This window comes from Salipiger sp. HF18 (genome assembly GCF_011806505.1).
In the GTDB taxonomy this organism is placed as follows: domain Bacteria; phylum Pseudomonadota; class Alphaproteobacteria; order Rhodobacterales; family Rhodobacteraceae; genus Salipiger; species Salipiger thiooxidans.
In genome coordinates, this window is record NZ_JAATOS010000098.1 from 1 (window position 1) to 12,316 (window position 12,316).

Below are 12,316 nucleotides of genomic sequence, written 5' to 3' on the forward strand. Positions count from 1 at the left end.
GCTCGAACTCACCCGCTTCTACCACCTGACAGTGGAATACTGGCCGATCATGGACCCGACCGGCCTCGGAGAAACCCGCGAGACCAAGCTCAACGCCTACCGGCAGACTCGCGACCAGATTTACGACAGACTCAGGAACCGATGGGGAGAGAGATGAGCGCGACTGACACGATCCGCAGCTATTTCGACGCGTTCAACGCCAAGGACACCGAGGCGATGCTCGCCTGCCTCGACGCAGAGGTGGCGCATCACGTCAACGAGGGCCAGGTGCGCAGCGGCAAGATCAAGTTTGCCGAATTCTGCGCCCACATGACCCACTGCTACGACGAGAACCTCACCGACATGGTGATCTTCGAGGCCGAGGGCGGCACCCGCGCTGCCGCCGAGTATATCGTCAACGGCACCTATATCGCCACGGACGCGGGCCTGCCCGAGGCACACGGTCAGTCCTACCGTCTGCCAGCCGGCTCCTTCTTCACCCTGAAGAACGGCAAGATCACCCGGGTGGTGACTTACTACAACCTCGCGGACTGGATCCGGCAGGTCCGCTGATGCGGGTCGAGACCCTGACCGGCGCGGCGCTCGACGCCGCGCTCGACGAGGTGGCGAAGCTGCGCATCGCGGTGTTTCGCGACTGGCCCTATCTCTACGACGGCGACCTCGCCTACGAGCGTCGCTACCTGCAGAGCTATCGCGACAGCCCCGGCGCGGTGCTGGTCGGCGCCTTCGACGGCGACCGGCTGGTCGGCGCCGCCACCGGCACCCCGATGGAGGATCACGCCGACGATTTCGCCGCCGCCTTCGCGGGCACCGGGCGCGATCTCGGCACGATCTTCTACTGCGCCGAATCGGTGCTGCTGCCCGAATACCGCGGCCGCGGCGTCGGGCACCGCTTCTTCGACCTGCGCGAGGCCCACGCCCGGGGGCTGGGGCGCGCCCGCTCCGCCTTCTGCGGCGTGGTGCGTCCCGCCGATCACCCGCTGCGCCCCGCCGGCGCCGCATCGCTCGACCCGTTCTGGCGCAAACGCGGCTACGTCCCGCTCGAGGGCGCGGTGGCGACGTTCCGCTGGAAGGACATCGACCGGACGGAAGAAACCGCCCACCCGCTTCAATTCTGGATCCGGGATCTCTAGATCCTCCCTGCGGGCAGCCGCGCTGCCCCGACCTTCATCTTGCCCCTAAACTCCTCGGGGGTGCGGGGGTGTGAAACCCCCGCTCCGACGCAACCCACAAGGACCTGCCGATGAAACTTGCCGCCGCCGCCTACCAGATGGACTTTCTCGAGACCTGGGGCGCCTACGTGGCCAAGCTCACCGCCTGGGTCGAGGACGCGGCCGGGCAGGGCTCCGACCTGCTGGTCTTCCCCGAATACGGCTCGATGGAACTCGCCACCCTCGCCGGGCGCGCCACCTCCGGCGATCTCGAAGCCTCGCTGCACGCGGTGGCCGAGCGGATCCCCGCGGTCGATGCGCTGCACGCCGAGCTTGCGAAGAAGCACGGGGTGCACATACTCGCCGCCTCCGCCCCGGTCTTCGACGATGCCATCAGCCCGCGCCCGGTCAACCGCGCGCGCTTCTTCGCCCCTTCCGGTGCCATGGGTCATCAGGACAAGCAGATCATGACCCGCTTCGAGCGCGAGGACTGGGACGTGGTCGGCGGCGGCCCGCTGCATCTCTTCGAGACCGCGCTCGGCAGAATCGGCGTGCTGATCTGCTACGACAGCGAATACCCGCTGCTTGCCCGCGCCATGAGCGAGGCCGACCTGATTCTCGTCCCCTCCTGCACCGAGGCCGAACACGGCTATCACCGGGTGCGCATCGGGGCGATGGCCCGGGCGCTCGAGCAGCAATGCGTCACCGTGATGTCCTCGACCGTGGGCGATTGCGACTGGTCCTACGCGGTGGACACCAATTGCGGCATGGGCGGCGTCTTCGGCCCGCCGGACACCGGGTTTCCCGCTTCGGGCGTGCTGGCGCAGGGCAGGCTGAACCAGCCTGGCTGGACGATCGCCGAACTGGATCTTGACGCGGTCGCGCGGGTTCGCAAGGATGGCGTCGTGCTCAACCGCACCCACTGGGACGAGCAGGCCGGGCGTGACGGCCCTGCCGTGTTGCGGAGCCTTTCCTGATTTGCATGGCACATGTGCCCTTGAAAAAGGCGTCGTTTGGGCGCATATCGTTGTGCGTTCCGCAGACTAGGGCGGAACGGCAATTTATGGAGTGACCATGGCCAAGGAAGACATTCTCGAATTCCCCGGCGTCGTTAAGGAACTCCTGCCCAACGCGACATTCCGGGTCGAGCTCGAGAACGGCCATGAGATCATCGCGCACACGGCAGGCAAGATGCGGAAGAACCGCATCCGGGTTCTGGCTGGCGACCGAGTCCAGGTGGAAATGACCCCCTACGATCTGACCAAGGGTCGGATCAACTACCGCTTCAAGTAAGCCTCGCATGGGCCTGAAAGTCCCGGCAGACTCCGCTTCGCGGATCGCGTCCGCACGGGCCCGCGCAAAGCTCGTCCCATGAAACTGGTTCTTGGGTCCGGCAGCCCGCGCCGTCGCGAGCTTCTCGCGCAGCTGGGCGTGGTGCCGTCCGACATCCGCCCCCCCGACATCGACGAGGACCCGCGCCGCGGCGAGCTGCCGCGGCCCTATTGCGTGCGCCTCGCCCGCGAGAAGGCAGAGGCGATTCCCTGCGCCGGCGACGAGGTCGTGCTCAGCGCCGACACCACCGTCGCGCTGGGGCGCCGCATCCTCGGAAAACCCGCCGACGAGAAGGAGGCCGCGGCCTTCCTCACCGCGCTCTCGGGCCGCAGGCACCGGGTCGTCACCGCCGTCGCGGTGAAGCACGGCGACCGCATCTGGGAACGCGACGTGGTCACGCAGGTGCAGATGAAGCCGCTCTCGAACGAAGAGCTCAACAGCTACCTGCAAAGCGGCGACTGGCGCGGCAAGGCCGGGGGCTACGGCATCCAGGGCCCCGCCGGGGCCTTCATCCCGTGGATCAACGGCAGCTTCACCGCCGTCGTGGGCCTGCCGCTCTCCGAGACCGCCAATCTCCTGCTCGCCGCCGGGTATCCGCTCTGGAAGGAAGCCTCATGAAGGGTCGCACCATCGCGCTCGACGCACTCGAGGGGACGGAGGCCGCCGCGCTGATCGTCGACGGCCAGCTGCACGACCTGCTGATCGACAGCAACCACCCGCGCCCCGGCACCATCTACCGGGCCGTGGCGATGCGCCCGATGAAGGGGCAGGGCGGCATGTTCCTCGAGACGCCGGACGGCAACGCCTTCCTGCGCCAGGTCAAGGGGCTCGCCCCCGGCGACACGCTGCTGGTGCAGGTCACCGGCTTCGCGGAGCCCGGCAAGGCGATTCCCGTCACCACCCGCATCCTCTTCAAGTCGCGCTACGCCATCGTCACCCCCGGCGCCCCGGGCATCAACGTCTCGCGCCAGATCAAGGACGATGACCTGCGCGACGAGCTGCTGGGCATCGCCCACGAGGTGATGGAGGGCGAGGACGGCCTGATCCTGCGCTCCTCCTGCGCCAGCGGCCACCCGCAGGACATCGCCGAGGACATCGGGGCCATGGCGCAGCTATGTGCGCAGGTGATGGCCGACACCACCGGCGGCGCCGAGACGCTGGTCGAGGGCGACGGTCCGCACGCGCTGGCCTGGCGCGAATGGGACGGCGACGACATCGATTCCGGCGCCGGCAGCTTCGAGCGGCATTCGGTGCTCGACATGATCGAGGCGCTGACCTCGCCGATGGTGCCGCTTCCGGGCGGCGGATCGATGTGCATCGAGCCCACCCGCGCGCTCGTCGCCGTCGACATCAACACCGGCAACGACACCTCGCCCGCCGCCGGGCTCAAGGCCAACATGGCGGCGCTGCGCGAGCTGCCGCGTCAGCTGCGGCTGCGCGGTCTCGGCGGCCAGGTGCTGGTCGATCCGGCGCCGGCGCCGAAGAAGGACCGCCGCCAGATGGAGCAGGTGCTGCGCGCCGCCTTCAAGCAGGACGCGACCGAGACCATCCTTGCGGGCTGGACCCAGCTCGGCCTGATGGAGTTGCAGCGCAAGCGCGAGCGCGTGCCGCTGCGGGAGGTGCTGAAATGAGCTGCCCGATCTGCGGAAAACCCACCGAAACGAAATACCGTCCCTTCTGCTCGAAGCGCTGCGCCGACGTCGATCTGGCGAAATGGGTGTCGGGCAGCTACGCCATCCCCTCGACCGATCCCGAGGACATGGAAGAGGCCATCGAGGCGGCAGAGAAGGCGCGGGAGAAGGAAACCAGACATTGACCACCATCACCGCCGAGCTGCTCACCGACATCCGGTCTAAATTCGCCCATGTCGAGGAATGCCCCTTCACCGGGCCGCGGGTGTTCTTCGAGAACGCCGGCGGCGCGCTTACGCTGAACGCGGTGGTCGAGACCTCGGCGCGCTTTGCCGCCATCCCCGACAACCAGGGTCGTGACAACCCGGCCTCGGCGGCGCTTGGCGAGATCATCGCCAAGGCGCGCGAGGACGCGGCGCTGTTCTTCAACGCCCCCGAGGGCAAGATCGTCGTGGGCGAGAGCGGCACCGAGCTGCTGTTCCGGATGGTCGCCGACGCCTGCCTCGGCAGCGAGGGCGGCGTGGTGCTCGGCTCAACGCTCGAGCACCCGGCCTCGCGCAGCGCCTGCGCCCGCTGGTCCGAGGTCTCGGGCAAGCGCCACGTGCTGGTCGAGCACGATGACGCCACCGGCGTGGTGAGCGCCGAGGCCTATGCCGCCGCCGTGACCCCCGACGTGGCGGTGGCGACGATCCTGCACACCTCGCCGGTGACCGGCATGGGCATGGACGTGCCCGCCATCGCCGCGGCGATCCGAGCGGTCGCGCCCGCGGCAATCATCATCGTCGACGGTATTCAGCACGCCTGCCACGGCGGCATCGACATCACCGCCTGCGACGTCGACGGTTACGTGATCTCGCCCTACAAGGTGTTCTCGCGCCACGGGTACGGGCTCGGCTGGGCCTCGGAGCGGCTGTCGGCGCTGCCGCATGACGCGCTGATCGGCGCGCCCGCTGGCAGCTGGGAGCTCGGCACCCGCGACACCGGCGCCTATGCCACCTTCTCGGACGTGGTCGAGTATTTCGAATGGCTCGGCGGGCAGCTGACCGACGCGACCGAGCCGCGCGCCCGGATCGAGGCGGCAGCGGCGGCGATCCACGCCCACGAGGCGGTGCTGACGACGGCGATGCTGCAGGGCACCGGCAACCTGCCGGGGCTGGCCGAGATGCCGGGCGTCGAGATCATCGGCGGCGTCGACAACCCCTCCCGCGAGGGGCTGGTGAGCTTTGCCGTGGCGGGGCGGCCCTCGGTCGAGCTGGTCAGGGCGCTTGGCGATCTCGGCATCCGGGTGCACGTGCGCAAGGCGGATCATTACTCGGGCAACGTGCTGGCGCCGCTCGGCAAGCCCGATTGCGTGCGGGTCTCGCTCTGCCACTACAACAGCGAGACCGAGGTCGCGGCCTTCCTGTCGGCGATGCAGCGTATCCTCGGCTGACCCTGCGCTGCGTGGCGCGGAGGGGCGTGGGGGCGCTGCCCCCTCGCGCGCCGGGGCGCGCTCCCCCCGGAGTTTATCTGGCAAGATGAAGCGCGGGCCGGTTGCAGAGCTGGCGCGGATTGTTGACAGTCAAACGACCTTGGATGCGGGAGAGCATGGCATGGCGCTGGACGTGGCGGCCTATCCGATCATTCGAACCGTCGGGATCGACGGGCTGCTGGTGAGCTTCGGAGACAGGCTCGGCGAGCCCGCGAACCGGGCGGCCATCGCCTTTCGGGCCGAGGTCGAGCGCGCTGGCTGGGACGGTGTCGAGGAGACCTCGTCCTCGCTGGTCTCGTGCTACCTGCGCTTCGATCCGCTGGCGGTGCGCCATGCGGATCTCGAGGCGAAGCTGCGGGCGCTGATGGGCAGCCGGGACTGGCTCGAGGCCGAGTTGCCGCACGGGCGGCGGCTGCACCGCATTCCCACGGTCTATGGCGGCACGCATGCACCGCAGTTCGGCGAGGCCGCGGCGGCGGCGGGGCTGAGCCAGGCAGACGCGCTCAGGTCGCTGTCCTCGGCCCGGGTGCGGGTGACGGCGCTTGGGTTCGCGCCCGGCCAGCCCTACCTCGGGCAATTGCCGGAGTGCTGGGACGTGCCGCGCCAGCAGGCGTTGACGCCGAAGGTGCCGAAGGGCGCGCTGGTGCTGGCGATCCGGCAGTTCGTGCTTTTTGCCGTGACCGCACCGACCGGCTGGCGCCACGTGGGCCAGACCGCAGCGACGCTGTTCCGCATGGGCGACGCGCGGCCCTTCCTGCTGGCGCCTGGGGACGAAGTGATCTTCCCCGCGGTGAGCGAGGACGCGTTTTCCAACATGGCCGCCGATCCGGGCGGGGGCGCGAGCTGGGAGGCGCTGCCATGAGCCGCGCGCTGATCGTGCTCCGGGCCGGGCCCGCGCTGACGCTGCAGGACGACGGCCGCCCGGGCTGGATCACCTACGGGCTGTCGCGCGGCGGTGCCATGGACCGGCTGGCGCTGGCCGAGGGGCGGGCGCTGCTCGGCCAGAAGGGCAGCGTCGCGCTCGAGATGGGCGGCATGGGCGGGCTCTTCGAGGCGACCGAGGACATGCGCATCGCGCTGAGCGGCGCGCCGATGCGGGCGACGATCGACGGCGCGCCGCTGCTCTGGCACGCTTCGCACCTGCTGCCGGGGGGCGCGAAGCTCGACATCGGGCCGGCGACTGCGGGGGCCTATGGCTACCTGCACGTGGGCGGCGGGTTCCAGGGCCCCGAGTTTCTGGGCGCGGTCTCGGCGCATCTGACAGCGGGGCTGGGCGGGGCCGTCGAGCCAGGCGCGCGCCTGTCCGTCGGGCCCGACCGGGGCGGCGCCACCGGGCGCAAGCTGCCGGTCGAGGACCGTTTCGGCGGCGGCACGCTGCGCGTGGTCGCGAGCCTGCAGACGGAGCTTTTCCCCGGGGATCAGCGCGACCGCTTCGCCGAGGAGGGGTTCACCCGCGACAACCGGGCCAACCGGATGGGCGTGAAGGTGAACCCGGATGGGCCGGGCTACGGCGTCGAGGGCGGGCTCTCGGTGGTCTCGGAGGTGATCGCTCGCGGCGACATCCAGATGACCGGCGACGGCGCGCCCTTCGTGCTGCTGGCCGAATCCCAGACCACAGGCGGCTACCCGCGGCTGGCGACAGTGATCCCGGCCGACCTGCCGCGCATCGCGCAGGCGCCGGCGGGGGCGCGTCTGCGCTTCCGCTGGATCTCGCTCGACGAGGCGCTGGCGGCGGAGGCCACGCGCCGCCGCCTCGAGGCGGAGCTGCCGCGCCGTGCAGTGCCGGTGGTGCGGCACCCGGCGGACGTGCCGGACCTGCTGAGCCACAAGCTGGTGAGCGGCTTTTCCAGCGGCGACCATCACGACCACTAAGGAGACGGACATGACATCGGTGGATCTCAACGCGGACATGGGCGAGAGCTTCGGCCCCTGGGTGATGGGGCAGGACGCGGAACTGCTCGAGGTCATCACCTCGGCCAACGTCGCGTGCGGCATGCACGCAGGCGACTGGGACGCGATGGCCGCGACCATGGCGCGGGCGGTCGAGACCGGCACCGGCATCGGCGCGCATCCGGGCTTTCCCGACCTGCAGGGCTTCGGGCGGCGGCGGATGCAGATCGCGGGCCGGTCGCTGGGCAACCTCGTAGCCTACCAGCTGGGCGCGGCGCAGGCGATGGCCGCGGCCGCGGGCGGCCGGGTGCGGCACCTGAAGCTGCACGGCGCGCTGGCCAACATGTGCTCCGAGGACGAGGCGCTGGCGCGGGCGGCCTACGAGGGTGCGCTCTCGGTGGATCCCGACATCATCATCATGGTGCTGGCGGCCACCCGGCAGCAGAGCGCGGTCGAGGCGCTGGGGTGCCGCTGGGCGGGCGAGATCTTTGCCGACAGGGCCTACAACGACGACGCGACGCTGGTGGACCGGTCGCTGCCGGGGGCGGTGATCCACGACCCGGAATTCGCGGCGCGGCGCATGGTCGAGATGGTGAAGGCTGGCGCGATCATCACCGAAAGCGGCAAGCACATCCCAACCGCGGTGGACACCATCTGCCTGCACGGCGACGGCAAGACCGCCCTCCAGATCGCCCGCGCAGTGCGCGGCGCGCTCGAGGGGGCGGATATCTCGCTCGAGGTCTTCCCGGGCCGGACCGGGGCGTTCTGAGGTTCCGGACAAGCGAAAGGGGGCGGATGACGCCCCCTTTGGTCTTCTTGCAGCGCAGCGTGACCGGCGCTCAGCGCCCGGTGCAGCCCGCGATACGGTCGGCGAGGTCGGTGATGAACGCCGGGTAAAAGCCGGGGCCCGGTTCGAGCGTGCTGCCGAGCGGGTCGAGCTCGGCCACCGCCACCTCGTTGCCCTCGGTCACCGAGTCGATGAGGCGCGGATTGAACTGGGGCTCGGCGAAGATGCAGGCCGCGCCGGTCTTGGCCACCGCCTCGCGCAGGGCGAGGAGATGCGCCGGGCTCGGGTCGGTGGCGTCCGAGAGCTTGATTGCGCCGAGCACCTTCAGGCCGAAGGCCGCTTCGAAATACTGGTAGCCGTCGTGGAAGACCACGTAGCGGGCGTCCTGCGCCGGGGCGAGCGTCTCGCGGGCCTGCGCGACGGCGGCGTCGAGCTCGGCGCGGGCGGTTTCGGCGTTGGCGGCATAGGTGGCGGCGTTCTCGGGGTCGGCCTTGGACAGCGCCCCGGCGATCACGTCGAGCCAGGCCGCGGCGTTGTCGGGCGAGAGCCAGACATGCGGATCCTCGGGGCCGTGGTGGTGGCCGTGCGCGTCCTCGGCATGATCGTCGTCGTGCCCGTCGTGCGCGTCGTGATCGTGCTCGTCGTGATCGTGCCCGTCGTGACCGTGCTCATCATGGTCGTGTTCGGCGTGGTCATGATCGTCGTGGTCGTGGTCGTGGTCGTGGTCATCGTGGTCGTCGTCGCCGGCCTCGAAGATCACCTCGTCGCGGGTGGCGAGGTGCTGAGTCACCGGCAGGTCGGCCAGCGTCACCACCGTCGCGCCGCTGGCGATGGTCCCGATCTTGCGGCCGATGTCCGGCGACAGGTCGGGCCCGATCCAGAACACCAGCCCGGCGTTCTGCAGGCTGCGCGCCTCGGAGGGTGCCAGCGCGTGGTCATGCGGCGAGGCGCCCTGCGGCACCAGCACCCCGGGGCTGCCGAGATCGCCCATGACCGAGGCGACCAGCCCCTGCACGGGGGCGATGTCGGTCACGGTGACGGGCACCTCGGCGGCAAGCGGCGTGGCGAGCAGAAGGGCGGGAAGGGCAGACCTCAGCATCTCGAATCCTGTTATGTTATAACACAGTGGTGCTTGATAATGAGGATGCTATAACATAGCAACCCCTGAACGAAGGAGACCGGCATGGATACGCTCGGATTCACCACGCACGACCACGGTCATTGTATCGCCCAGGCCCTGAGCTCGGCCGAGGAGACCTGCGCCGAGCAGGGGCTGCAGCTGACCGCGCAGCGCCGCCGGGTGCTCGAGATCCTGCTGCAGGAGCACCGCGCCATGGGCGCCTACGAGCTGCTCGACGTGCTGCGCTCCGAGGGGCAGGGGGCGCAGCCGCCCACCGTCTACCGGGCGCTGGATTTCCTCGTGACCAACGGCTTCGCCCACAAGATCGAGCGGCTGAACGCCTTTGTCGCCTGTGCCCACCCCGGCGAGCGGCACGCACCGGCCTTCCTGATCTGCAAGGGCTGCGGCTCCGTGGCCGAGATGCCGTCGCGCGACATCGCGCGGGCGGTGCGCGAGGCGGCGGCGGGGCTGGCCTTCGAGGTTTCGCGCATGGTGATCGAGGCCGAAGGCGCGTGTCCCTCCTGCCGGGAGGCGCGTGCATGAACCTGATCGACGCCACCGGTCTGCGGGTCTCGCTTGGCGGGCAGCCGGTGCTGAGCGACGTGGATTTCTCCATCGCACCGGGCGAGATCGTGACCATCGTCGGGCCGAACGGCTCGGGCAAGTCGACGCTCCTGCGCACGCTGATCGGCGCGGTGCGGCCCGAATCGGGCAAGGTGCGCCACCGGCCGGGGCTGCGGCTGGGCTATGTGCCGCAGAAGCTGGCGATGGACCCGACGCTGCCGCTGACCGTGATGCGCTTCCTGTCGCTGCCGCACCGGGTGCCGGCCGCCGAACGGGCCGCGGCGCTCGAGGAGGCCGGTGCCGGCACGCTTGGAGACCGCCCGATGACCGGGCTCTCGGGCGGGCAGTTCCAGCGCGTGCTTCTGGCCCGCGCCCTGCTCAACAAGCCCGACGTGTTGTTGCTCGACGAGCCGACACAGGGGCTCGACCAGCCGGGCTCCGCCGCCTTCTACCGCCAGATCGAGCACATCCGCTCGCATCTCGGCTGCGCGGTGGTGATGGTGAGCCACGAGTTGCACGTGGTCATGAGCGCCTCGGACCGGGTCGTCTGCCTCAACGGCCACGTCTGCTGCCAGGGCCACCCGGAGGTGGTGGCGCAGGCGGCGGAATACCGGGCGCTCTTCGGCTCGGGCACCCACGGCGCGCTGGCGCTCTACCGCCACGAACACAGCCACAGCCATGACGCGGACTGCGGCCACGCCCATCACGATGGCCATCACGATCACGGGGTGGCCTCGGCGCCCCGCACGGCGGAGGCCGGCTGACCATGCTCGACGATTTCCTGATCCGCGCGGCGCTGGCCGGGCTCGGGCTCGCGATCGCAGCGGCGCCGCTCGGCTGTTTCGTGGCGTGGCGCCGGATGGCCTATTTCGGCGACGCCACCGCCCATGCGGCGATCCTTGGCGTGGCGCTGTCGCTGGCGCTGTCGCTGCCGGTGGTCGTCGGCACGCTGGCGGTGGTGCTGGTGATGGCCGCGCTGGTCTACGCGCTCTCCGAACGCGGCCTCGCCATGGACACGGTGCTGGGGGTGCTGGCGCACAGCGCATTGGCCTTCGGGCTGGTGGCGGTGACCTTCGTGCCCGGCGTGCGGCTCGACCTCTCCGCCTATCTCTTCGGCGACATCCTCGCGGTGAGCAAATCCGACCTCGCGGTGATCTGGACGGGCGCCGTGGCGGTGGTGGCGCTGGTGGTCTGGCGCTGGCAGGCGCTGCTGACGGCGACGGTCTCGCCGGACCTGGCCTGGGCAAGCGGGCTCGACCCGCGGCGCGAGAGCAGGATCCTGACGCTGGCGCTGGCCGTGGTGGTCGCCGTGGCGATCAAGGTGGTGGGCGCACTTCTGGTCAGCGCCATGCTGCTGATCCCCGCCGCCGCCGCCCGGCCTCTGGCGCGCAGCCCCGAGAGCATGGCGGTCATCGCGGCGGGCGTCGCGGTGCTGGCGGCGTTGGGCGGGCTCTGGGGCGCCTTCCTCTTCGACACGCCGGCGGGCCCCTCCATGGTCTGCGCCGCGGCGGTGATCTTTGGCGGGACCACGCTGGTGCAACGCCTGCGCGGCTGAATCACTGGCCCCGGGAGTGCAAAAAAGGGGCACCGTTCGCGGGCGCCCCTTTTTCCTGTGTCGCGTGGTCCCGGGGCTCAGCCCTGCGGGCGTTCCGCCCAGCCCGCGAAGTTCCGCTCGAGCGCGACCACCGCGTAGTATAGCAGGATCCCCAGCACCGCGAGCGCGATCAGCACCGCGAACATCAGCGGGTAGTTCGAGTTCGTCTGCCCCGACAGGAACAGCGCCCCGAGCCCCTTGCCGTGTGGCGAGATGATCTCGACGAGGTTGGTGCCGATGAAGGCCAGCGTGGCTCAACTGTGAAACGGCAGACCTGCCTCCGCGAGAAGGTGGTGCCGTCATCGGAATCGACCTCGGGGGATCGGCTTCGATGACGGCAGCGGCCTTCTATTGGCCCGCATCCGGTCGCCTCGAATGCCGCGGCTGGTTTCCGTCTCAACCGGGCCTTTTGGATCGGGGACAAACTGATGGCGTCGGGTCTCGCTATGTCGAGATGAGCGAACGCGGTGAGCTGGTCACGCTCGGTGCTGCGACCGTCCCGGTTGCCGCATGGATTGGCGAAGTGATGCGGCATGTCGAAGGCGAGACCGTTACAGCTCTGGTAGCGGACCGATTCAAACAGGCTGAGGTCGGTGAAGGGCTCGACCGCGCTGGTGCCCGGTGTCCGGTGATCTGGCGAGGCATGGGCTTTCGCGACGGTTCCGAGGACTTAGACCGCTTCCGTCGCGTGGCCTATGACCAAAAGCTCCAAACTGCCCCTTCGCTCCTCATGCGGTCGGCGATCTCCGACGCGGTCGTCCTTCGCGATCCCGCGA

The 12,316-nt window shown here is 70.0% G+C and carries 15 protein-coding genes and 3 pseudogenes; 16 read left to right on the forward strand and 2 right to left on the reverse strand.

From position 1 onward, the window contains the following. The 12 genes and pseudogenes from HC022_RS29115 to HC022_RS10915 form a co-directional block, all read left to right on the forward strand. Positions 1–157, forward strand: a pseudogene (locus HC022_RS29115) (low molecular weight phosphatase family protein); the annotation flags it as partial. Beyond that, complete coding sequence (locus tag HC022_RS10865) at positions 154–552, forward strand: ketosteroid isomerase-related protein (RefSeq protein ID WP_254885049.1); 399 nt, start codon at positions 154–156, stop codon at positions 550–552. The pseudogene HC022_RS29115 and the gene HC022_RS10865, both read left to right, overlap by 4 nt. Continuing rightward, positions 552–1,133 carry a GNAT family N-acetyltransferase gene (locus HC022_RS10870; RefSeq protein WP_167452440.1) on the forward strand — a complete coding sequence of 194 codons (582 nt, stop codon included), beginning with the start codon at positions 552–554 and terminating at the stop codon, positions 1,131–1,133. Before HC022_RS10865 ends, HC022_RS10870 begins: the two co-directional genes overlap by 1 nt. A 110-nt stretch (positions 1,134–1,243) precedes the next feature. Beyond that, on the forward strand, positions 1,244–2,128 hold the full coding sequence (locus HC022_RS10875) for a carbon-nitrogen hydrolase family protein (RefSeq protein WP_167452441.1): 885 nt from the start codon (positions 1,244–1,246) through the stop codon (positions 2,126–2,128). A gap of 97 nt (positions 2,129–2,225) precedes the next feature. Beyond that, complete coding sequence (infA, locus tag HC022_RS10880; RefSeq protein WP_007792573.1) at positions 2,226–2,444, forward strand: translation initiation factor IF-1; 219 nt, start codon at positions 2,226–2,228, stop codon at positions 2,442–2,444. A gap of 78 nt (positions 2,445–2,522) precedes the next feature. Beyond that, complete coding sequence (locus HC022_RS10885) at positions 2,523–3,101, forward strand: nucleoside triphosphate pyrophosphatase (RefSeq protein WP_167452442.1); 579 nt, start codon at positions 2,523–2,525, stop codon at positions 3,099–3,101. Continuing rightward, a complete protein-coding gene (locus HC022_RS10890) occupies positions 3,098–4,114 on the forward strand; it encodes a ribonuclease E/G (protein ID WP_167452443.1) in 1,017 nt (338 codons plus the stop codon). The genes HC022_RS10885 and HC022_RS10890 overlap by 4 nt, the downstream gene beginning before the upstream one ends. Then, complete coding sequence (locus HC022_RS10895) at positions 4,111–4,299, forward strand: DNA gyrase inhibitor YacG (protein WP_008882964.1); 189 nt, start codon at positions 4,111–4,113, stop codon at positions 4,297–4,299. The genes HC022_RS10890 and HC022_RS10895 overlap by 4 nt, the downstream gene beginning before the upstream one ends. After that, positions 4,296–5,546, forward strand: coding sequence for an aminotransferase class V-fold PLP-dependent enzyme (locus HC022_RS10900; RefSeq protein ID WP_167452444.1), 1,251 nt, complete (start codon positions 4,296–4,298; stop codon positions 5,544–5,546). Before HC022_RS10895 ends, HC022_RS10900 begins: the two co-directional genes overlap by 4 nt. Before the next feature lie 160 nt (positions 5,547–5,706). Then, entirely contained in the window at positions 5,707–6,447 is a 741-nt protein-coding gene (locus HC022_RS10905) for an allophanate hydrolase subunit 1 (RefSeq protein WP_167452445.1), read from the forward strand. Continuing rightward, the gene (locus tag HC022_RS10910) at positions 6,444–7,457 is read left to right on the forward strand and encodes a biotin-dependent carboxyltransferase family protein (protein ID WP_167452446.1); all 1,014 of its coding nucleotides are present in this window, start codon (positions 6,444–6,446) and stop codon (positions 7,455–7,457) included. Before HC022_RS10905 ends, HC022_RS10910 begins: the two co-directional genes overlap by 4 nt. A gap of 10 nt (positions 7,458–7,467) precedes the next feature. Next, positions 7,468–8,244: a LamB/YcsF family protein gene (locus HC022_RS10915; RefSeq protein WP_167452447.1), complete on the forward strand. Its 777-nt coding sequence runs from the start codon at positions 7,468–7,470 to the stop codon at positions 8,242–8,244. A gap of 70 nt (positions 8,245–8,314) precedes the next feature. On the opposite strand, the gene HC022_RS10920 is transcribed toward HC022_RS10915, so the two are convergent. Beyond that, the gene (locus HC022_RS10920; RefSeq protein ID WP_167452448.1) at positions 8,315–9,361 is read right to left on the reverse strand and encodes a zinc ABC transporter substrate-binding protein; all 1,047 of its coding nucleotides are present in this window, start codon (positions 9,359–9,361) and stop codon (positions 8,315–8,317) included. A gap of 84 nt (positions 9,362–9,445) precedes the next feature. On the opposite strand from HC022_RS10920, the gene HC022_RS10925 reads away from it, so the two are divergent. From HC022_RS10925 to HC022_RS10935, 3 genes are read left to right on the forward strand one after another with little or no spacing between them, the layout of a single operon-like run. Next, positions 9,446–9,925 carry a transcriptional repressor gene (locus tag HC022_RS10925; protein ID WP_089962797.1) on the forward strand — a complete coding sequence of 160 codons (480 nt, stop codon included), beginning with the start codon at positions 9,446–9,448 and terminating at the stop codon, positions 9,923–9,925. Beyond that, entirely contained in the window at positions 9,922–10,710 is a 789-nt protein-coding gene (locus HC022_RS10930) for an ATP-binding cassette domain-containing protein (RefSeq protein ID WP_167452449.1), read from the forward strand. The genes HC022_RS10925 and HC022_RS10930 overlap by 4 nt, the downstream gene beginning before the upstream one ends. 2 nt (positions 10,711–10,712) lie before the next feature. Further along, on the forward strand, positions 10,713–11,501 hold the full coding sequence (locus HC022_RS10935; protein WP_167452450.1) for a metal ABC transporter permease: 789 nt from the start codon (positions 10,713–10,715) through the stop codon (positions 11,499–11,501). A 77-nt stretch (positions 11,502–11,578) separates the two neighbouring features. Here the strand turns inward: HC022_RS10935 and HC022_RS10940 are convergent. Further along, positions 11,579–11,791: pseudogene (locus HC022_RS10940) on the reverse strand (ABC transporter permease); the annotation flags it as partial. A gap of 80 nt (positions 11,792–11,871) precedes the next feature. Here HC022_RS10940 and HC022_RS10945 point away from each other — a divergent pair. Then, a pseudogene (locus HC022_RS10945) lies at positions 11,872–12,316 on the forward strand (terminase); the annotation flags it as partial.

Excerpts from the sequence above, each read along its gene's own strand:
- HC022_RS10865 (WP_254885049.1), top strand. The coding sequence starts at position 154 with ATGAGCGCGACTGACACGATCCGCAGCTATTTCGACGCGTTCAACGCC.
- HC022_RS10870 (WP_167452440.1), top strand. The coding sequence starts at position 552 with ATGCGGGTCGAGACCCTGACCGGCGCGGCGCTCGACGCCGCGCTCGAC.
- HC022_RS10875 (WP_167452441.1), top strand. The coding sequence starts at position 1,244 with ATGAAACTTGCCGCCGCCGCCTACCAGATGGACTTTCTCGAGACCTGG.
- infA (WP_007792573.1), top strand. The coding sequence starts at position 2,226 with ATGGCCAAGGAAGACATTCTCGAATTCCCCGGCGTCGTTAAGGAACTC.
- HC022_RS10885 (WP_167452442.1), top strand. The coding sequence starts at position 2,523 with ATGAAACTGGTTCTTGGGTCCGGCAGCCCGCGCCGTCGCGAGCTTCTC.
- HC022_RS10890 (WP_167452443.1), top strand. The coding sequence starts at position 3,098 with ATGAAGGGTCGCACCATCGCGCTCGACGCACTCGAGGGGACGGAGGCC.
- HC022_RS10895 (WP_008882964.1), top strand. The coding sequence starts at position 4,111 with ATGAGCTGCCCGATCTGCGGAAAACCCACCGAAACGAAATACCGTCCC.
- HC022_RS10905 (WP_167452445.1), top strand. The coding sequence starts at position 5,707 with ATGGCGCTGGACGTGGCGGCCTATCCGATCATTCGAACCGTCGGGATC.
- HC022_RS10910 (WP_167452446.1), top strand. The coding sequence starts at position 6,444 with ATGAGCCGCGCGCTGATCGTGCTCCGGGCCGGGCCCGCGCTGACGCTG.
- HC022_RS10915 (WP_167452447.1), top strand. The coding sequence starts at position 7,468 with ATGACATCGGTGGATCTCAACGCGGACATGGGCGAGAGCTTCGGCCCC.
- HC022_RS10920 (WP_167452448.1), bottom strand. The coding sequence starts at position 9,361 with ATGCTGAGGTCTGCCCTTCCCGCCCTTCTGCTCGCCACGCCGCTTGCC.
- HC022_RS10925 (WP_089962797.1), top strand. The coding sequence starts at position 9,446 with ATGGATACGCTCGGATTCACCACGCACGACCACGGTCATTGTATCGCC.
- HC022_RS10930 (WP_167452449.1), top strand. The coding sequence starts at position 9,922 with ATGAACCTGATCGACGCCACCGGTCTGCGGGTCTCGCTTGGCGGGCAG.
- HC022_RS10935 (WP_167452450.1), top strand. The coding sequence starts at position 10,713 with ATGCTCGACGATTTCCTGATCCGCGCGGCGCTGGCCGGGCTCGGGCTC.